Source organism: Paenibacillus ferrarius (assembly GCF_002027705.1).
GTDB classification, from domain to species: domain Bacteria; phylum Bacillota; class Bacilli; order Paenibacillales; family NBRC-103111; genus Paenibacillus_E; species Paenibacillus_E ferrarius.
Genome location: NZ_MBTG01000023.1, coordinates 327,448 through 347,184 on the forward strand (window position 1 = coordinate 327,448; position 19,737 = coordinate 347,184).

General features: G+C 41.6%; 20 protein-coding genes and 1 pseudogene. 7 read left to right on the top strand and 14 right to left on the bottom strand.

Annotated elements, in window-relative coordinates; all coding sequences use genetic code 11:
- Positions 1-31: 31 nt before the first annotated feature.
- The 8 genes from BC351_RS24045 to BC351_RS41740 all read right to left on the bottom strand — a co-directional run bounded on the left by BC351_RS24045 (position 32) and on the right by BC351_RS41740 (position 8,589).
- The gene (locus tag BC351_RS24045) at positions 32-616 is read right to left on the bottom strand and encodes a TetR/AcrR family transcriptional regulator (protein ID WP_079415737.1); all 585 of its coding nucleotides are present in this window, start codon (positions 614-616) and stop codon (positions 32-34) included.
- Between the two features lie 64 nt (positions 617-680).
- Positions 681-1,109: a VOC family protein gene (locus tag BC351_RS24050; protein ID WP_079415739.1), complete on the bottom strand. Its 429-nt coding sequence runs from the start codon at positions 1,107-1,109 to the stop codon at positions 681-683.
- A gap of 192 nt (positions 1,110-1,301) precedes the next feature.
- A complete protein-coding gene (locus tag BC351_RS24055) occupies positions 1,302-1,667 on the bottom strand; it encodes a cupin domain-containing protein (protein ID WP_079415913.1) in 366 nt (121 codons plus the stop codon).
- Positions 1,668-1,730: 63 nt separating this feature from the next.
- Entirely contained in the window at positions 1,731-2,714 is a 984-nt protein-coding gene (locus BC351_RS24060; protein ID WP_079415741.1) for an ABC transporter substrate-binding protein, read from the bottom strand.
- 85 nt (positions 2,715-2,799) lie between these two features.
- Positions 2,800-3,630, bottom strand: coding sequence for a helix-turn-helix transcriptional regulator (locus BC351_RS24065; RefSeq protein WP_079415743.1), 831 nt, complete (start codon positions 3,628-3,630; stop codon positions 2,800-2,802).
- Positions 3,631-4,185: 555 nt separating this feature from the next.
- The gene (locus BC351_RS24075) at positions 4,186-5,859 is read right to left on the bottom strand and encodes a DUF6138 family protein (protein WP_079415747.1); all 1,674 of its coding nucleotides are present in this window, start codon (positions 5,857-5,859) and stop codon (positions 4,186-4,188) included.
- A gap of 239 nt (positions 5,860-6,098) precedes the next feature.
- Complete coding sequence (locus tag BC351_RS24080; protein WP_079415749.1) at positions 6,099-7,838, bottom strand: ABC-F family ATP-binding cassette domain-containing protein; 1,740 nt, start codon at positions 7,836-7,838, stop codon at positions 6,099-6,101.
- A gap of 391 nt (positions 7,839-8,229) precedes the next feature.
- Entirely contained in the window at positions 8,230-8,589 is a 360-nt protein-coding gene (locus tag BC351_RS41740; RefSeq protein ID WP_144028507.1) for a TetR-like C-terminal domain-containing protein, read from the bottom strand.
- A gap of 421 nt (positions 8,590-9,010) precedes the next feature.
- Between BC351_RS41740 and BC351_RS24090 the strand changes: the two genes are divergently transcribed.
- Complete coding sequence (locus BC351_RS24090; protein ID WP_079415753.1) at positions 9,011-9,856, top strand: SDR family oxidoreductase; 846 nt, start codon at positions 9,011-9,013, stop codon at positions 9,854-9,856.
- A 329-nt stretch (positions 9,857-10,185) separates the two neighbouring features.
- Here BC351_RS24090 and BC351_RS24095 read toward each other — a convergent pair whose 3' ends face one another.
- From BC351_RS24095 to BC351_RS24105, 3 genes and pseudogenes are all read right to left on the bottom strand, one after another.
- Positions 10,186-10,932, bottom strand: a complete 747-nt coding sequence (locus tag BC351_RS24095; RefSeq protein WP_079415755.1) for an SDR family NAD(P)-dependent oxidoreductase — start codon at positions 10,930-10,932, stop codon at positions 10,186-10,188.
- A gap of 68 nt (positions 10,933-11,000) precedes the next feature.
- Positions 11,001-11,657, bottom strand: a complete 657-nt coding sequence (locus BC351_RS24100; RefSeq protein WP_079415756.1) for a TetR/AcrR family transcriptional regulator — start codon at positions 11,655-11,657, stop codon at positions 11,001-11,003.
- Between the two features lie 161 nt (positions 11,658-11,818).
- Positions 11,819-12,133, bottom strand: a pseudogene (locus BC351_RS24105) (LysR family transcriptional regulator); the annotation flags it as partial.
- A 221-nt stretch (positions 12,134-12,354) separates the two neighbouring features.
- Between BC351_RS24105 and BC351_RS24110 the strand changes: the two are divergent.
- The 3 genes from BC351_RS24110 (at position 12,355) to BC351_RS42405 (ending at position 13,521) form a co-directional block, all read left to right on the top strand.
- Positions 12,355-12,594 (top strand): hypothetical protein, encoded by a 240-nt coding sequence (locus tag BC351_RS24110; protein ID WP_079415760.1) that lies wholly within the window; start codon positions 12,355-12,357, stop codon positions 12,592-12,594.
- Between the two features lie 177 nt (positions 12,595-12,771).
- Positions 12,772-13,362, top strand: a complete 591-nt coding sequence (locus BC351_RS24115; protein ID WP_079415762.1) for a hypothetical protein — start codon at positions 12,772-12,774, stop codon at positions 13,360-13,362.
- The gene (locus BC351_RS42405) at positions 13,363-13,521 is read left to right on the top strand and encodes a hypothetical protein (protein ID WP_158082210.1); all 159 of its coding nucleotides are present in this window, start codon (positions 13,363-13,365) and stop codon (positions 13,519-13,521) included.
- A 396-nt stretch (positions 13,522-13,917) separates the two neighbouring features.
- Here BC351_RS42405 and BC351_RS24125 read toward each other — a convergent pair whose 3' ends face one another.
- Positions 13,918-14,466 carry a pyridoxamine 5'-phosphate oxidase family protein gene (locus tag BC351_RS24125; protein WP_079415766.1) on the bottom strand — a complete coding sequence of 183 codons (549 nt, stop codon included), beginning with the start codon at positions 14,464-14,466 and terminating at the stop codon, positions 13,918-13,920.
- 221 nt (positions 14,467-14,687) lie between these two features.
- Here BC351_RS24125 and pdxR point away from each other — a divergent pair, with 221 nt between their 5' ends.
- Positions 14,688-16,124 (top strand): MocR-like pyridoxine biosynthesis transcription factor PdxR, encoded by a 1,437-nt coding sequence (pdxR, locus tag BC351_RS24130; RefSeq protein WP_079415768.1) that lies wholly within the window; start codon positions 14,688-14,690, stop codon positions 16,122-16,124.
- Positions 16,125-16,298: 174 nt separating this feature from the next.
- Here pdxR and BC351_RS24135 read toward each other — a convergent pair whose 3' ends face one another.
- Both BC351_RS24135 and BC351_RS24140 read right to left on the bottom strand, forming a co-directional pair.
- Positions 16,299-16,544, bottom strand: coding sequence for an alkylphosphonate utilization protein (locus BC351_RS24135; protein ID WP_079415770.1), 246 nt, complete (start codon positions 16,542-16,544; stop codon positions 16,299-16,301).
- A gap of 37 nt (positions 16,545-16,581) precedes the next feature.
- Complete coding sequence (locus BC351_RS24140; protein ID WP_079415772.1) at positions 16,582-17,220, bottom strand: hypothetical protein; 639 nt, start codon at positions 17,218-17,220, stop codon at positions 16,582-16,584.
- Between the two features lie 182 nt (positions 17,221-17,402).
- On the opposite strand from BC351_RS24140, the gene BC351_RS24145 reads away from it, so the two are divergent.
- Positions 17,403-17,738 carry an ArsR/SmtB family transcription factor gene (locus BC351_RS24145; protein WP_079415774.1) on the top strand — a complete coding sequence of 112 codons (336 nt, stop codon included), beginning with the start codon at positions 17,403-17,405 and terminating at the stop codon, positions 17,736-17,738.
- A 171-nt stretch (positions 17,739-17,909) separates the two neighbouring features.
- The gene (locus tag BC351_RS24150; RefSeq protein ID WP_079415776.1) at positions 17,910-19,643 is read left to right on the top strand and encodes a SulP family inorganic anion transporter; all 1,734 of its coding nucleotides are present in this window, start codon (positions 17,910-17,912) and stop codon (positions 19,641-19,643) included.
- The last annotated feature ends 94 nt before the right edge of the window (positions 19,644-19,737 follow it).

The window sequence follows — 19,737 nt, forward strand, 5'->3', positions numbered from 1 at the left end:
TATAGAAACATCGCTTCAGGTAAGTGAATCGTCATTGTTTTAATCCTTCCAAGAATACTGCAAGTACCTTCATCGTCTCATCCAGAACATTAGGCTGCAAAGACTCGTTGGCAAGCCAGAGCGCCGTCTCATTCAAACCGCCCGAAATAAAATGGGTCATTGCATCAAGGGGAACCATCCGAAAGTATCCATGGTCCTGCATGATTCCAAGCTGCTCCCTTAATAAGCGCATGGAATGGTTCTTATCCATCTCTCTCCATACTTCCCAGCCAAGAATCGCAGGGCCGTCGATCAGCATGATACGTCTATTTCGCTCTTCAACAGCAGCCATAATGAATGCGCGGCAACCCAGGTAGAGCTGCTGCCATAGATCTTCACTTGCCGATGCCTCCTGCTCCACCCTTTCGGCAACCTCCCGTTGGACATCTTCAAGTACAATTCTAAACAATTCCTTCTTGCTGCGAAAATGATGATAGACCGCTCCCCGGGTCAGATTCGCCTCATGAACGATCGATTCCAATGCCGTATCAGCATAACCATAATCGGTAAAATGGGTTCTGGCGACATCGATCAGCTTACGGATTGTTTCCGCAGTCGCAGCTTTGTTTCTTCTCATAATCGACTAGTTCTCCTCCAAAATAGTTCTCCAAAGGTACATGCACTCCCATGCAAGTATTCCCTTATTCCCATATCTCTTCGGAATATTGGGTACTAAAATCATTTGAAGGTGGGATGACAGTAATGATATCGATCAATACCCCGTTGGGATCGGAGGTAATGAAATGCCGCTGTCCAAAATCCTCGCTCCGGATATCGAGCTCCAGCGGTAGCTTAGCTCCCCTAATGAGACGTTCGTATTCTGCATCAACATCGTCCACTTCGAAGTTAAGAATCAGCCCTCTTACTTTTGTCCGGTATGCGTCGGGAATGGTCGGATGAGAGGCGTCAAGAATAGCCAATTCGTACGGTATGTCATTGCCGGGCATTTTCAAGCTGATATACCAGTCCGCCTCAAACATCTTCTTGAATCCAAAATGATCCTTGTAAAATGCTGCCGTGGGAATAACTTGATCTGTTAAAATGACGGGATAACAACTGGATACTTTCATAATAAAACCCCTCTCGGTTATGATAGTACCCAGTTTAACATACATACTGTATGTATGTAAAGTAGCCTCGGTCTAACTGCTTTGCTAGCCCCGTCCTCCAGCCATCCCGAATACGGTTTACCTTTTCATCAATCACATGAATTGGCACAAGGAATCATGTTCTCATACATTAGTTCGTACTTGTAACACTTACTAGACCAAAGTATCATTGGATGCTGTTAATTCGGACTCAGTACCCCCAGTGTTTACTGCGCCTCTAGGCTCCACCAACATGATATGGCATTCCTTTTCGGCGGAAGGCTTCATCTCGATTCCCTTTGGGACAATAAACATCTCACCCTTGGAAATTTTAACCTGACCATCTCGAAAATCAATGATCATTTCCCCTTCGAGCGTCATAAATACCTTATCGGTATCTTGATGACTGTGCCATTCAAACTCCCCAGCAATCTTAATGAGTTTAAATTGATAGTCATTCAATTCACCAATGACATTCGGAGACCAAAGATCGTTAATTTTAGATAGCTTCTCATTTAGTTTAATAGCTTGGTAATGGATATTAATCACTCCTCATTTTTTTGAACTTCATTATTTGATTTCGATGGAATTTTTCTCGACTTTTTAGAGCTTACGCAAGGCGGATGTTATATTTTGCAAAGCATATTCGATGGCTAATGGGCCACCTGTAATAGCGGAATTATCCATTAAATAGACATTGCCTTTCTTTACGGCATTCATAGCATTCCATACATTACTTTGTTTTAAGTCATTCATTAATTTTTGCTTTTGTGTAATGTCACCTATAAGAAAAATATGATCTGCTTGAACAGTTGACATTCCTTCAAACGAAAAAAATTCATTATTAGTACCTGTATATGCATCATCCGGTGTAAGCCCTAGTCCCTTTTCTTTATCAAACGCAAGTGTATAGACAGGATTTCCTTCACCTAGAACATTAAAAGTTTTTCCATCCCAAGACAATATAAGTGCTACTGACTCTCCTTCAATCGACTTTAATGCTTTACGCCCAGTTGCAATTTCTTTCATCATTTTATCAATTACTTTTTCCGCTTCGTCTTCTTTTCCAATAATCTCGGCTACTGTACGGAGTCCATATTGCCAATTTTCATAGATCTCCTTTGTTTTCAACGTAATGACTGGCGCAACTTTTTCTAGTGAATCATACAATTTTTCATGATATTCTGTTGCCAAAATATAATCAGGCTCAATAGATAGAATTTTTTCAATATCGGGAGACACTTTATCTCCTAATTCTTCAGCTGAATCCATCTTTCCTTTTAAATAAGATAAAGAAGAGAGATACTCTTTTTCAGTAGAAGCAGCAGGTGGCTCACCTAATGCAACTAATATTTCAGGATAAAAATACCATAGCGAGGCTACTTTTTCTGGTTTTTTCTTGATAACAATTTCTTTACCTAAGGCATCCTTAAATGTTCTTGGCCAATCAGTTGCATCCACATGAACTGCTGATGTAGATGCGCCTTCTGTCGTTGATCCTTTATTTTTAGCAGGTGTTTCATTACAACCTGCTAGTATGCATGCTAATAATAGCATTGAGATTAGCAGGCCTTTAATTTTTTGCATAGGAAATTCCTCCACATAATGTTTTCTTTGATTTCCCATTAGTATAGTAAAGTAATTTTCAGATTAGAATGGATGCCTGTTGAAATTAGCATGGATTATTGATGAACGTATCTCGATATTCAGTAGGAGAAATACCAAATTGTTTCTTGAACACTCTACTAAAATAAAAGGGATCAGCAATTCCAACAGTTTGCGCAATTTGTTGTACAGGCGCATCACTTGTGAATAGCATTTCTTGCGCCATATTTATACGATATTTTAATAAGTATTCTGCTGGACCCATACCTGCATGTCTTCTAAATACGTAAGAAAGTCGATTTCGATTAATGTTATTTTGTTCTGCAAGCGACGCTATTGTAAGGCTTTGATAAAAGTATTCATGAATATAATTAGATACCCGTTCGAATAAAATATGTGTTGTTTCACAGCTATCTTCCCTATTAACAACACATAATAAGGTCTCATTCAGTACTTCGCGAAACAGCATTTCAGTCTGAAACATCGAAATTCCCCCACGCTGATTATACACATGCCAAAGACGCATAATTAATTCGATAAGACGAGGAGATTGCCCTGTTGATAATTCAAAATGCTGATGAGAAAAGCTTGACTCTTCTAGTTCTGAATTACATATCCGGTATTGAACAAGAATATATTCCCAGTTAGTTATACCAAACATTTTTTGATCTAGTTTCATTTTTGCACCCCCATGCACAACTTTTCCTGGCGAAAAGATATAAGGCGTGCCATTAAATTGAAATTGTATCTTCCCTGTAAGTGGAAACACAAATCCAGGAAAAGAATCTGTATAATCAGCGTAAGGGACACCTGGATTTCTAGCATATCGATATACTCCTTCTACTTGAAAAGGAGTGTGTGCAAAATGCTCTGCTAACTGATTAACGTCGATTTTCACATTGCATACCTCATTTCAATAGTAGTTTGTTCGGTAATCCTGAGATCGATCTTTTAAGGTCAGTATCCCCACCCTCGTCATGCAGCCATAAATCAATCTAGTAGACGCCTTAATCCGAATCTCTTTTTTAACTGGGCTATGTAAACTCGGAATCAATCAAAAGTCTGCCGTTGGGATACAGAAAGGTGGGCAAGAGGACTCTCGTCTATTTTTAGATTAATGATAACGATTATCATTGTCAACATATATGAACAATTAAAAAGCCGCACCCGGAAAATGTACTTATGGATGATCTGCTGCAAGAACTTTCAGGCGTAAAGGGAGGGATAACAAAATGGCGGTTAGTGAACTGGGAAAATGCTCAACGATATGTCTCGAAGTGCAACTCACGGGGCCTGACTTTCGCTAGCTTCGACGTTGTTGTTTCTTCACTATTTCTAGCCAATAAAATTTTCGTCATTTGTGGTATGGTTCACAGGGTTATCGGCGAATAATGCTAAAGGAGCATGCCGCGGCATGCTCCTTCTTGATTTTCTTATGGATTTTTATGTACCGTCAGGCTTTACCCGTCGCCTTTAACAGACGAAGCAGCAGCTCCTTGCGCGGTTCCTGCGCTTTGCGAGCCAACACTGCCAGCTTCTCCGCCTTGCCCCAGATTGGATACAGCACCCGCTCGGCCTCGTAATCCGTCAGGGCTTCTACGTGCTGTACCAACAACGACAGCTTGTCTTCGCTTTCCAGCTCCTGCTGAATCTTCAGCTTTAGCGAACCGTGGGAGCGCCGCAGGCAGGCGACCAAGGCGGGAGTCGAACGTTCCGTTACGCCATGGGTTTCGGCAAAAACGGCAGTGTACTTGTCCTGCACCAGCTGATGCTCATCGTCCACAAGGGCCATGTACTCTTCGACCAACGGAAAATAGCGCTCGGCCGAAAGTCCCAGCCCGAATACGGCATAACTGCCTGGCATTACGCTTTTTTCGCCTTCCGTATCCTCGTACCATTCAAACTCTTTCATTGCCTCACGAGCGTATTCCTCCAATAACGGATGCAGCTCAGAATACGCCAGTGCATTCGCAAAAAAACGGTGCGTATCCGACTTGACAAGCCCCTTAACGGGCAATTCCTCTCTCACGCTGGATTTTAGCTTAATTTTGTAGCTTTTCGGGAATCCCTTTCGGAGCAGGGAGAGAATAAACGAAATCGCCCGTTCGTACGCCCCGGCTTCTTCCTTGCAAATATCGATCGTAATGATGGAAAAAACATCGTTAGCCTTGCATTCGACCGACTCATGCCGCACATGAACGTCTTCTGGCGAGAAGCTGTCGCTGCCCTCCTTCAGCATGCGCCCGGCCTTGCCGCTGCCAAGTTGCTTCGCCAGCTCCAGAAAAGTCAGGCCCTTGAATTTGCTGTAGTTGGGCTCGTAACGAAGAATCATCACCGCGCCGTACAACAGTAAGTCGACAGGCTGATTCGGCTCATCTTTGTTCTCCAGAGCAGCATCCGGCTTGATTTTATAATCATTGATCCTATATTCAGAACGAGCGAAATCGTAGTAACGTCGCAGGAATACATTATCAGCCCAGCCGGTCAAGGCCTGGATGATATATCTTCGATGATCCGCCAGCGCTTGCGTCTGTTCTTTGTTCAGCTCCTGAATCCGGTCAAATAAAGCAGTCATCCTTGCCACTTCCGGTTCGTGAAACAAATATGGGTCCAGCAGATGACGCGTCAAAAAGAAGGTTTCCAGTGGCTTTGTCGGGTAAGAGCCCTTCTCTAATTTTTTCTCGATATAAGACTGAATTCGTTCCAAAAGCTGCCGCTTTTTCTCTTCATATACGATTTCCAGTACCGTTAATTTCACGGGCCCGTCTGTCGTTGCAAAGGTTCCTTGCAGGGTAAACCGGTAGTCGATCAACGGCGACGTCTCCAGCTTGTCCAGCTTCTCTTTAACGATTTCCGCAAGCAGGGGATGAACCTCATGCAAGACCTGCTCCCGCGTAAATGGTGAAGCCTTTATCGACTTGCTGCCTGCAGCATTCCGTCCAAAATTCAAACTGTCAACGCGGGTCCTGCCCGGCCGATAATCCAGCATAATTCCGTTAAATATACCCATTTGCAGCGTGGTTCGCTTGACCGCTCCCTCCACGTCCTTCCGATTTTCCTGTTCGTCAAACCATTCATGAATCGCCGTTTTCATCTCTTCCAGCGCTTCTTCCTGCAACGTGTTCATCGTCTCCCGCCTTTCCGCGTGTTTCATCAGCTGATCTCGCCATGCCCGTCAACATATCTATTTTACAATACGGATTAATGTTCGCATGATCCTATTATTTTACATGTCAGCAAGTTCCAGAACAATGAGTCTAACGTCCGGTTGCGGAAAGGAAAAACCGGATTCAGACGTATACACGTCCAAATCCGGTTGTATGGCGAAATCCTGTGGGGTCTTCATTTCAATCAGAGGCTTTTAATTTAAAGCAACTTAATAAGCTCTTCTAGCTCATCAACCAATACTTTTGCAAGTTCAAAATTAGTATCTTTTAAAGCCAATTCTATTTTCATTTCAACCGATTTTTTATTTTGTTCAGTTTCTAAATAGTCTCTATCAAAATGACTAGCATAAATCATCTGTCTAAATTTCCGCATACTCATTTTTCTAATCGTCTTATCGTCAATGATTAATACATAATCCATACCATTTACAACAGAATAGAAATCATGAGAAATCATGAGAATCGCACCTTTATAGTCTTCAATGGCTTTCTCCAGTGCTATTTGTGTATAGGTGTCTAAATGGCTTGTCGGTTCATCAAGAAGCAATACGTTTGCTTTACTCGCAGAAACTTTAGCCAATTGAAGTATATTTTTTTCTCCACCAGATAAAGATTCTATCTTTTGATTAACGATTTCTCCTTCAAAGCCATAGTTTGAAATATACGATCTAATCTCATCATAAGTTTTAAACCCAGCATCGATGAATTCTTCTAGTATTGTATTAGAATCCTTTAGCACTTCGCCTTGATTCTGAGATAAATAAGCCACTTTAACATCAGCATTTATTTCAATTGAATCATGATTATTTTTAAAGATATCTCGGAGTAAAGTCGTTTTCCCTGTACCGTTTGAACCAATAATAGCTACTTTATCGGTAGATTTTATCTCAAAATTTACATTGTCTAAAAGCAACTCATCAAAGGCAACACGATAATTATTAACATTTACAACAATGGTATCTTCAATCTCATTTTCAATACCGAAACTGATAGTCGGCTGCTTAATATCAACAAATGGCGCTTTAATTCTACGCGCTTCCAATCTCTCTTGAAACCTAACTCTAGCTTTTAACGCTCTACCTCTAGAGGCTTCTGAATTATAAGTTGCGATAGCTCTAAGATTATCAATAATGTTATCGTATCTCTCAATTTCTTCTTGTTCAGCAACTGCGATTTCTTGCAACTCAATTTTTGTCTGAAGTAATGAGAAATTATACTCAATATACCGCCCATCAAACTCTTGGATCTCCATGTTTTCAAGGTGAATAATTTTGTTGAAACAATGATTCAATAGATATCGGTTGTGCGTAACAACTAGCAGTATGCCTTTGTGAGAATTAATAAGGTTTTTAAGCGCATTTAGGTTTTCAAAGTCTAAAAATACATCTGGTTCGTCCATAATCATTAAGTCTGGATTACTAAGCATTTCCTTCATCACTTGAATAAGTTTGAATTCCCCACCACTCAGATCGGATACCCTAAGATCTTTTAGCTTCATGAGGTTTGCTAGATTTAGTTTCTTATTAATGTTGCTTTCAAAATCAGCCCCACCAATTGAATCAAATGTGTCTAAAGCTAATTGATACTTTTCTAATAACGCATCCATATCCGATGATGTTTCCATTTCCGTACAAATAGATGTTATTTCATTTTGTATCTTAATAAATTCTTCCCCTATATATTCAAAAACTGTTGTTTCTTTCGTTTTGTCGAATTGTGGGAATTGGCTTACATGCCTAATTTTGCAAGTCGAATCTATTTCTAACTTGCCTTCGAACAAATATCTTTCTGGATCCATCAGTATATCTATCAATGTACTTTTCCCACTGCCGCTTGTTCCTATAAAAGCACAATGTTGTGCCTCTTCAAGCGTAAATGAAATGTTTGTATATAGTTCTTTTTGCGGAAATGAGAAGGATAAGTTATCAACTTTTATCATAGTATTACCTTTCTTTATAACTAAAATAGCGACTATTATGAGATGTATTGCAAAACGTAGATTTTGAGCTTACCGTTGTAAGAGTAACACTGTTTACAATCAACTACAATCCCATTGTATCCCATCCCTTGGGGATCAAAGTTCCATGCTACCTCAACTGTCCTCATAAAAGCGCCGGAATGTACCTTATTCATTTATCTGGCTCCTTGATCAAATAATGATAAGGCGAGAATACCTCCTGAGGAATTGCCAACGGAATAGGTCGGGGTGCTTCTGGCTGTTGCATTTCATTCCATTTTTTGCATACTTGACTCGAGTTGTATAATAAAAACTTGTTGTTACTTATGATAGGGTTCACCATAACACTCTATCGGCGAAATTTCGTCCGATATTATATTTTCAAGCTTCTTTCCTCGCTTATTCTTGTTGCATTTTGAGTTAAAGAAGAAATGACTTGAGCAACTACATGAGGATTAGTCTCCTCTCCTGATTCAAGCCATTGATTAATAACTCCCGTTGTTCCATAGACCATGTATGCAAAAATAAAGCTTCTTTTGGATTCATTCAATTGATCATTTATCTCTTTATGGCGAAAGAACTGCTCTTTAAACTCGAGTAAAATTTCAGTCAAGAAACTGCCTTCTTTATGTTCAGCTATAATAATCCGATAAATCGATCTTCGATCATAAATCAAGTTCAATAGCTGAACAACAGCTTCACTTTCCGAGCACGACTGTTGACGTTTACTCATTGTTTCTCTAATTTCCTGGATGAACTCTTGTCTCAATGTATCAAATAGGTCGAAAGAATCCTCATAATGTAAATAAAAAGAACCTCTGTTAATATCAGCTTGTTTGCATATTTCGGTGACCGTTATCTGTGATAGCTTCTTATACTCAAGCAGTCCCAAAAAGGAGTCTTTGATACACTTTTTTGTAAATAAAGCTCGTCTATTATTTTTAATTCCTACGATTGTAAGCACCTCGCCTTTAATAACTATACATTTAGAAGCGCGTTGTTTAGTTAATATCAAACTACTATTTAATTGATTATTGTCAATCTAATCTCCACATGACTATACTAAAACTATGACATTAATACAACACATGTTCAGTTAATGACTTGATCTAGCAGTCGATTCGAAATTAACAAGAAGAAAGGAATTCGCCTATATGAAAGAAACGATTAGTTTAATTACGGGGGCCAATTCAGGAATTGGATACGCTACCGCAGAGGGATTGGCTAGGCAGGGGCATCACGTTATTATGGTAAGTCGCAATAAACAACGGGGAAAAGCAGCGCAACAAAACATTATTACCAACACTAAAAATTCAAAAGTGGATTTACTAGTTGCAGATCTATCGTCCCAGAAGAGTATAAGACAATTGGCGCAACAAGTTAACGAGCGTTACGACAAGCTTGATGTGCTAATCAATAACGCAGGAGGATTATTCAGCAGTTACACAGAAAATTCGGATGGCTTCGAGCAGACGTTTGCCGTCAATTATCTTGCGCCCTTTTTACTGACACACCTCTTAATGGATAAGGTGAGAGCTTCAGAAAAGAGAAGAATTATTAATGTTGCTTCAATTATGCAGGCTAAACAGTTTGATTTGGAAGATGCAGCTCAGCCTAACTCGGCTAAGTATACTAGTATGAATGCCTATAAGGTATCCAAAACAGCTGTTCTAATGATGACCTATTATATGGCTGAGCATCTATCAGGAAGTGGAGTTACTGTTAACACTCTACATCCCGGTAGCATTTACACTCCACAATCCGCAAGAATAGTACCTACATTTTTAAGACCTCTATTGAAGTTATTTATGCAATCACCTGAACAAGGCGCAAGCACTTCTCTCTATTTAGCTTCATCAGATGAGGTAAGTAATGTATCTGGCAAGTTCTTCAAATCCAAGAAAATGGCACAGACGGTGCCCTTTTCCTACGATTCAGCAAAACAAAAAGCACTTTACGATAAAAGTATAATTTGGACTGGAGTTAACCCTTCTGATTGATGCAGTATACGGGACATCGCGATTTTTTGAGGACAGTTCATTATAACGAAGGTGCCAAGCACATGTAGAGAGAAAATGATCGCAGCGTTCATCCTCCGCTTTACCACTATTTGTGATACGGTTCACCGTAACGGAGCCATCGGCGAAAAATGCGAAAAGGAGCATGCCGCGGTGCGTATTGCCCAACCATTTAATACCCAATCAAGAGGCCTGACATGCCTACAATAGTAATGCACAAAGGCCACCGAAGAAAATCGGCGGCCTGATTGCCAGTATTTTAACTATCGTTTGCCTAGATCAGCCTCCGGTGCTCTTGGTCGATAACTTGGTTAAACAGCCGTATATCCGCCATCCACCAACAAACTTGCTCCTGTAATGAATGAAGCATCGCCGCTTGCCAAAAATAGAACCGCTTTCGCTACTTCTTCAGTTGTACCCAATCTTCCTATTGGATGTTGTGACTGCAAATACCGTAGCATTTCTTCCGGTATTCCGCTGATTAGAGATGTCTCAATATAACCAGGACAAACCGTATTCACACGAATTCCTTTGGCAGCATACGCCGCAGCCGATGATCTTGTCAGCATATGAACGCCTCCTTTAGCTGAAGCATAAGCCGATACACGGGCTTTCCCAACAAAACTATGGACAGACCCGCAATTAACAATTGCCCCGCCATCGCCCTGGACCAGCATTTGCTTGATCGCATGTTTGTTGCAAAGGAACACACCGGATAAATTCACTTGAATTATTTTCTGCCAAACCTCATAGTCAACCTGGTCGGTTGGCCCATCGCTCGCCACCCCTGCATTAGCAAAAAGCACATCCAACCTGCCATAACGGCGAACTGTGGTTTCCACCATTTGCATGACCGATTCTTCATTTGTCACATCCGTTTGAATAAAGAAACTATCCATCCCCCTCCCATTAAGTGCTCGGGATATTCCCTTGCCCTTATCAGAATAATCGGCAATGACTACCTTGGCCCCTTCACCTGCAAACAATCGCGCTGTTGCCTCCCCAATCCCTCCTGCACCACCAGTTACAATAACAACTTTGTCCTGAAATCTCTTCATATTCAAGCTCCTCTCGAATAAATCTAACTAGTTATTTATATTTAAGGGATATAAAAAGCCTTCCCCTTCTACAACAAGGACGGCTCCATCAATCCATAAACAACGATAAGAACTAACTGTTCTTTATATTGTTCCAGTGATATATTGGATAGCATATTATCAGGCATTTCGCTAAGCCGACGATAGGATTGTACAAATGGAATGACAAGATTCATCAATACAATCGGCACCATAATCGGATTAATCTCCTTACGTATCAATCCGTTTGCTTTTGCAGATTCACCAAGTTGGCGAAACAGGATGATATCATCAGGCGAATATGCAATGGATTTCCACACTCTCCACTCCTCCGCGGCTTCCCATAAATAGATTTTTAAATATCTCGGATGATCCAATAAAAACTGAAACGAGTTCCGTATGACGGCTTCCAGCATCAAGCGGAATTTTAATGGATCCGAGGTCGTTGCCGAGTCTGCTAAAGAGCCCCCCAACAAGCTTTCAAAAACGGTATTGCCCAACTGATCGGCCCGTTTAATCACACCTGTATAGAGCCCTAACTTGTCCTGAAAATATTGGTATATAAGGCTTTTATTATATCCTGACAAGCTCGCTATTGCATCAACACGCGTAGCAGAATACCCATGCTCCGCAAACATCTCTTCTGCAGCGTCAAGAATCAATTCTTTTGTTCTCGCTGCATCGTACGTCTTTCTCTTCTTTTGCATGCTTATGTACAACCCCAATTATTTTTAACTAACTAGTTAGATTATGTGTTATTACCATTCATTTGTCAAGTATTACAGCTCTTTCGAATTAAACTGAAGCGATACGTTGATTCGGACGAACAAATGGTTCAACAGATGTTCTTCTGCCGAAAAGAACCGCTTCAACTTGAATTGATCCCCGCCATTTTAAAGTTTTTTTCAGCCAATGCTTGCTTAAGAAATTGATACAGATTATAACTCGCCAATTGGAGCGGATAGGCCGACTCCTTGCACAAGACCCCGAAGGTCATATGGACAAGACTTCCGCTGATTTTTCTTACGTGTGTCCCCTGCGTATCGGTATCGATTCCGATTTGGGAAACAAGGGCGATCCCAAAACCATTCTCAACATAATACTTCAGCGCTGTTATGCTTCCGATCTCCATCGTTTCCAGCGCAACATTTCCCTTTTCTTGCATAACCATCTCCAGCCTCCTGCGATAAGGACACGTTGCTTAACCGGCACGTTATCATAATCGCCAAATCGCATCTCGTCAAGAGATAATGTGCGAATGAGCGACATAGCGGGGATCCCCCCTTATGCTTTCTAAATAGGAACGAATTTCAGAGTATGCAAGGCAATATCGCTTTTTCCAATTCATCCGGTGTCACGTAAAATATTCTTCAGATCGATGAGGAATAAGGAAAGGAGATCTGCATGAACAGCGTGGACAAAATCAGATTCTTGCTCTTAAACGGCGAATCGCCCGAGGCAACTTGTTACGGGTATATGGAGCTGAATCGGGATGGCAATATGATCGCGCTCTACAATAGTTGCGGCGAGGAAATCGACATGTTTGGCGGACATGAATTTGTTAGGATACGGGCTCTTGGCAAATTCGATGATGAAGACCGCGATAATTTTTACTCCTTGTTAGAAAGTGATGGTGTAGGATAACCTGCACGACAGGTGAAGATTCGGTGTCAAGGCCAGCTTAACGATACGGGGTGAGCATGATGAGCAAGAAGCAAGAACGACTCAAGGATGGAACGAACAAATTCATGCCCGGCAAGGTAGCAGCACTAATGAAATGGAATAACAAGCCGTGGATGAGATATTGATGACGATACCACTGTGAAGAAATTGGTGGCGTGGTGTAATAATAACGGCTTCCCGATCAGCGTTCCTACCATGTACTCTTACATCAAGCAGCGCCGGGAAGCGATTGTAAACGGGCTCACGTTGGAACTTCTACACGCGAAGGAAGACCCGTTCAAGAAGGCATTGGAAGATTCATTGCGGGATAAGGCAAGAGAAAAGGGCAATACAAAGTATAAGGAGAACCGCGCCGGAGAACGTGCCAAGATAAAGGCCACGCTGGCGAAGGAACTGGCGGATCAAGAAAGCCCAAAACGCATCCGACACGATATGGAATTACTGGACGCGTTGAGCAAGATGGAAGTGATCAGTCCAGTCACCGCAATCAAGGCGATTGAGATGAAGCACAAGCTTTCCAATGGATCGGCTAGCGGTTATACGCACTATGGGCTGGAGGAAATCAAGCTCAGAGAAGCAGGGCACGAACAGGCCATGACCACAGCTATCCTTGAGTTCATCCCGATAGAGCAGAATGATGCTGATCCAGCCATGGAGGATGTGACGCGGGCTTACTACGAATCGTTGGGGCTTGGCGAGGCATACCGGCAGATGGAGGCCATGAATTGATTGAGCATGCCAATGGACCAATACAATTTCAAAAACGGTGGTGAAGATAAGATGGAACAGATTTATGTGAGTCAGACGGTAAAGCGAATACAGAAGCGGCTGAGCCATAGTGATAACGGAGCGGCTTTCAAGCATCTTCCTGGTTCTCGAACTAATTGACATGACTATTCCCCCTGTACCGACTTTACTGATCGATGTGTATAAATATCCCAATGTCTTACATATATAATATTTTGACCTACTACCAAGATCTCTTTTTCTAGGGGCATTTCAGGCCGGAGCGCACGACGAGGAGATAGAATATTGGCTGACACGAGATTTTTTTCGCCGTCACTTATGATACGGTTCAGCTTAACGGGTCTATCGGCGAAAAATATGCCACGGTGCATAGTTGCTGGACTTCTTAGCTCATTAAATCAAACAAATTTCAATCCTAGGATCAGATCAAGCTTTCGTAAACATGCACGGAAGGCCGCCGAAGTAATCGGCGGCTTGGTTGTATGCCATTCAACTATCGTTCCCGTTACTAGCGCAAGTCGTAACGGTATTTTATCGTTAAATCTCTCGTTCGACATTCATGACCGTTCTATACATTTTTTCTGCTTCAATAGGACTTTCTTTTGCCGTAACATGGTGCGGAATAACCCGGCATACTTGAACCGGTCCGCCGAATACAGCCGACCTATACTTGTCCACATGCTGCTTCGACAAGGGGCGGTTATAATAGCCGGGTACGTATTTATTGATCATTTCCTGGAGTACATGGGTGGCTTCGTCCAAATCTGTGATTGGCTCCGCTTGACCAAATATCATTACGCTCATATAAGCCGTATCCGTTTTGGCAGGTACCGGATCCGTGATAATTCCGTATTCCTCACATACCGTAAAACATACCTCTGGATTTTCACTCATGACATGATTACGTCTTCCATCTCCAGCCCCGTGAAAATAGAGCTTCCCTTCAGTCCACACATAATTAAGCGGCACAACATAGGGTAGTTTCCCATCAACTAACCCAAGATACCCAATTCTCACTTGGTGAAGGAAACTATCAATTTTCTCTTGATCCCGGCATTCCCTGATCTTGTAACGAATCGAATCCATTTCAAAAATCTCTCCTTTCACTCATAAAATATTCATCCCAATCCAATTAGTCTTAACTCCGATACTCTTCTAGAGTGCAGCAACGACCAGGTTGCAAATACCAGCGTTCTTACGGTAGTATATCAACGAATGGATTGTGTTAAAACATCCAAACATCACGATTATGAACAATCCATAATGAATACTTTATGATTAGAGCTTCGGATTTGGAGGTGTGTGCGATGATGAAAGTAATTCGTGATGATAAGAGACCAATCTGGCAGCAATTGCTTGATCAAGCGATTCATAATATTACTAGAGGAATCTGGGCGCCAGGAGAATTGCTGATTCCTTCCCGCGAACTTGCTCAAATAATAGGTGTCTCTCGCTCAACTATACAGATCGTCTATGAGGAATTGCTAAGTCGAGGCTATACGGTTACATCTCGCAGAGGAGGAACTCGAGTTAGTAATTGGAAGCAAGTCACTGTCACTGAGTCAACGAAGGAAATAACAGCAGGTGGCCCCATTCCCCCCTCACTTCCCTTGTTGAACTCGGCTGTCGATCAATTACATGACTGGTTCAGAGGCAAAGAAGATCGAGAAGTGGATATTGATTTTAGTCCCCATGAACCCTATTTGGATGGACAATTTCAAAAGAACTGGCGACAATCGCTTCTCCACGCATCCGCTGCAATGGATTTATCAAACTGGGCTTACGGTAATCCTTGTGGTTTCACACCATTACGTGAGCAAATTCAGCGTTATTTATCACTTGAACGAGGCATCCATATCCAAACCAATCAGATTCTGTTGACCTCAGGAGCTCAGCATAGCATTGACTTAATCGCACAATCGCTTTTATCTGATGGGGACACTGTCTCTGTAGAAGATCCCGGTTTTCCAGCTGCCTGGATGGCGATGAAATATCGGCGTATGAATGTTGTGCCCGTTCCCGTTGATGAGTATGGTCTTGTGGTTGAGCGTATTCACCCACAATCCAAACTGATCTTTGTGACCCCTTCGCACCAGTGCGCAGTCGGGGTCGTTATGTCGGAGCCGCGCAGGCAACAATTGCTACATAAGGCCGCTCAAGAACAATTTTGGATCATTGAGGACGATTATGATAGTGAATTTCGATATCGTGGGGAGCCGCTTCCAACGCTGATTAGCCAGGCATCTAATAATACCTTGTACCTCATGAGTTTTTCTAAAATGATTGCTCCAGGCATTCGTATTTCGGCTATCGTTGGATCTGTAGAGGCAATTGCTCAACTAGCCAGGGTACAGGAGCTGACTTACCGTCATCTTCCGATTATGGATCAGCTAACACTAACCCACTTCATCAAGAATGGGCATTTTATGCGCCATATGAGAAGAGTCAGAAATGTCTACCGACGAAGACACGAAGCCATGACAAAGGCTATTATGGCTAGCGGTTTAGGGGAGCGTTTCACACTAAGTGGAGTAGAAACGGGATTGCATATGTTACTTGAAGCTGAAGAGTCATATGACGAAGAAACCGTGACAAAGTTAGCCCTTCAAAAGGGAATACGTGTATACCCTCTTGGACCTTATTGTTTGGAAAGCAAACGAAAGGGATGGGTGTTGGGGTTTGCAAAAGTAGATGAAGTATCGATTGAGCAGGGGATTCATCGTCTTGCGGAGTTGGTCTTATAGAGTCATCTTCACAAGAAGCAGTTTCTTGGATAAGTAAACATGTCCTTTGCCCGTTAACTGAGTGGGTGCCCTTCGTAGCTTGGGATAATATGCGAGCTTGGTAACACACTGGGGTTCATCGATTTCAGTGACTACTAGCTTGCCAATCTAGATAACGCACCACAGCCATCTTACCTATACTTTTTTTACAAATTCGAATTTTAATTTCATCGCTCCAAAACCATCAATCTTGCAATCAATATCATGATCGCCATCGCTTAATACATTCCCATTAGAATCTTTGATAATCTTATTATCTTCACTCTTCTCAGTTTCCGATTCTTGCGACCACTCATGACTACATTCCGGGCAAATAAATATTCCTCCGTCTTCGTACGTATACTCCGAGTTACATTGAGGACAATTTGGAAAATCCGCCATCATTCATTCTCTTCTTTTCCTATACTGTCAAAAATCGTTAAGTGTGCGAGTTATTCAGATGATGATATTCACGCAGTTCTTTTTGGAAACGATGAAAAGGACTAGATAAAACTTTAATATTTCTTTCGATTTTAATTCGTTTTTTAGGATCATTCTTGCAATGGTTCAATCGGTCAATGTTTTTATCTATCTTCTCCCGGAGCGTTAGGATGAATCCTATCGCTATATGTTTTGTTGCTAACTCATGTAGATCGGTTGCTAAGGCTTCACTAAGATTTCGAATATTCTGCATGTGTAACGGCTTCTCCACGAAAAAAAACTCCGGCGTGAAATCTTCACGATAATCTTGCCCTGGCACTTGTCTCCAAAAATCTTCCCAATCCTTCAGGCTTCCTGTTGCATAAAATAGATATTTTAGAAATCCGCATAACCATGCAGTACAACTGGTATTGCGTTTTTTACATCCAATTCCATTGGTAAGATGGAGACAACCATTACAACAGGAGCCCCCATTCATGATACAGACCTTGCAAATCAAATCGGATCCAACCTCATTCAAAGCATCAACGCCAATCTTGATAACCGTCTGTCTGCTCATATTTTTTATTTTAGAGGTCGATTCGTAAATGGACTGCGAATTGGGCTGTGATTGCTCATTTGGATTAAAGCTTGGCATTCGCCCTCCACCCTTCAATAAAAAATCAAATATTCAAAAGTTTGAATGTAAGGAGTATTATAATGCAGATACATTCAAATAACAATTGATGCACCGGCTTATTCCTTTATCCACGAAGTATGATTTGAAATGTGCTATTATATTCATATATTCAAAAGTTCAGGTGTTAAGGAGCATGTGCTATGAATCAGCATCAAAATATTCATCAGTTTAAAGCCGACTTTTTTAAAGCATTAGCTCATCCCATGAGAATTCGAATACTTGAGGTTCTAAGCGAAGGCGATAGAAACGTTAACGAATTACAAAGCATCTTAGGTTCGGAAGGTTCAGCCGTTTCTCAGCAGCTGTCAGTACTGCGAAATAAGAATGTAGTGAGCGGCATAAAAGATGGGACATCGGTGATTTATTCACTACGAGATCCGCTGATTAAGGAATTGTTGGCTGTCGCAAAGCAGATTTTTGACAATCATCTCGTCGACGCTATTTCACTGCTTGAGGTCATTCGAAATGAGCAATAAACAATAAACAAGGGCATCCATGAGCAATTTCAAGGAGCACCTTGTTTATTTTCTTTTACCATGCATTTTCGGGGAAAACACTCGAATTTTAACGTTTGACTTTGTCAGCACTCGGGGGTACATTTTTTATATATTCAAATAATCAAATATATGAGAATAGAAGGTGCGTAGATGAAATGGACGGGAAGATATAAAGGATATCATGCATCTGCCTTTCGTAAGGATCTCATTTCAGGGCTTATAGTTGGCATTATCGCCATTCCATTAGGGATGGCATTTGCTATTGCCTCTGGGGTCAAGCCCGAGTATGGCATCTATACAACCATCATTGCCGGTATATTAATCTCTTTGCTCGGAGGCTCCAGATTTCAAATTGGTGGTCCGACCGGTGCCTTTATCCCCATTCTTTTCGCAATCGTCTTACAGTATGGGTACGAAAATTTATTAATTGCCGGGTTTTTAGCAGGTATCATTCTTGTTTTCATGGGAGTATTTAAGCTTGGCGCATTGATTAAATTTTTCCCTCGTCCCGTAACGATCGGATTTACGGCCGGGATCGCCGTCATCATCTTCAGCGGTCAAATCGCTAATTTTTTAGGGCTTAGTGATATTAAGAAACACGAAAATTTTCTTCCAAACATGAAAGAAATTGTGGTACATCTGGCAACCATTAATATCTACAGTGTCTTTACGGCTGCAATTTGTTTAGCAGCAGTCCTACTTTCGCCGAAATTTTTACCTAAGATTCCCGGTTCATTAGTGGGGCTTGTCTCATCAAGTGTTATAGCAGCATTGTTCTTCAAAGGACATGTAGCAACGATTGGTTCTTCATTCGGAGCGATCCCGAGCACATTGCCCCATTTTCATTTCCCCGAAATAACTTGGGTTCGAATAAAAACATTGATTCAACCAGCACTTATTATTGCCATGTTAGGGGGTATAGAATCCTTGTTATCGGCTGTGGTAGCCGATGGCATGACCGGTACTCGCCATAACAGCAATCGCGAACTAATTGGCCAAGGCATCGCGAACATCGTGACGCCTCTCTTTGGAGGAATCCCGGCGACTGGAGCCATTGCACGAACAGCAACCAACATTAAAAACGGGGCTACATCGCCACTTTCCGGCATCGTACATGGTATTGTCGTTTTCCTTGTACTCATTTTGTTTGCTCCATATGCTTCTAATATCCCACTTGCAAGTATGGCTCCCATTCTGATGTTGGTCGCGTGGAATATGAGTGAGCGCAAAGAATTTGCTCATGTCCTGAAAACGAAAACAAGCGATTCATTTGTTCTGCTGATCACCTTTTTACTAACCGTACTTACGAATTTAACAACGGCTGTTGAAGTCGGCTTAATCTTGTCTGTACTTCTGTTCGTAAAGCGAATGAGTGAATTATTGAAGGTGGCTAAAGTTTTGCCCGACTCAACTGACAAACACGAAAAAGTGAAAGCATACATGGTTTGCGAAGGACATGATTGTCCTCAAATCAGCATTTTTACCCTTGAAGGACCGCTGTTCTTTGGTACCGCCAATATATTAGAAAAATCAATTTTGGACACACTCCATCTTAACCCTAAAATTTTTATATTACGTATGTCGAAAGTACCCTACGTGGATACGACAGGCGAGTCCAAGCTAGCCCGATTGGTCAAAGATTTTGAGAAATTGGGTGGGATCGTCCTTATTTCGGGAGTTCAGCTACAGTCTATGGAAGTATTTAAAAAAACAGGGTTGTATTCGCTTATCGGAGAGGATCACTTTTTTGAGCATACGGGCGAGGCAATTAATTACGCATTAGCTCGACTGGACCTCAACAAATGTATGGGTTGTAAACATTTTGCATTCCGTGAATGCGAGACAATGTCGAGTTCAACCAGAACGTTAAAGCACCAATTATAACTTGTTAGAATCAAAATATTGACACCTATTCTATCAGCCAATAGAGCGAGGTTCATGGTTTTAATGACCATGACATCGCTTTTATATTTATCCG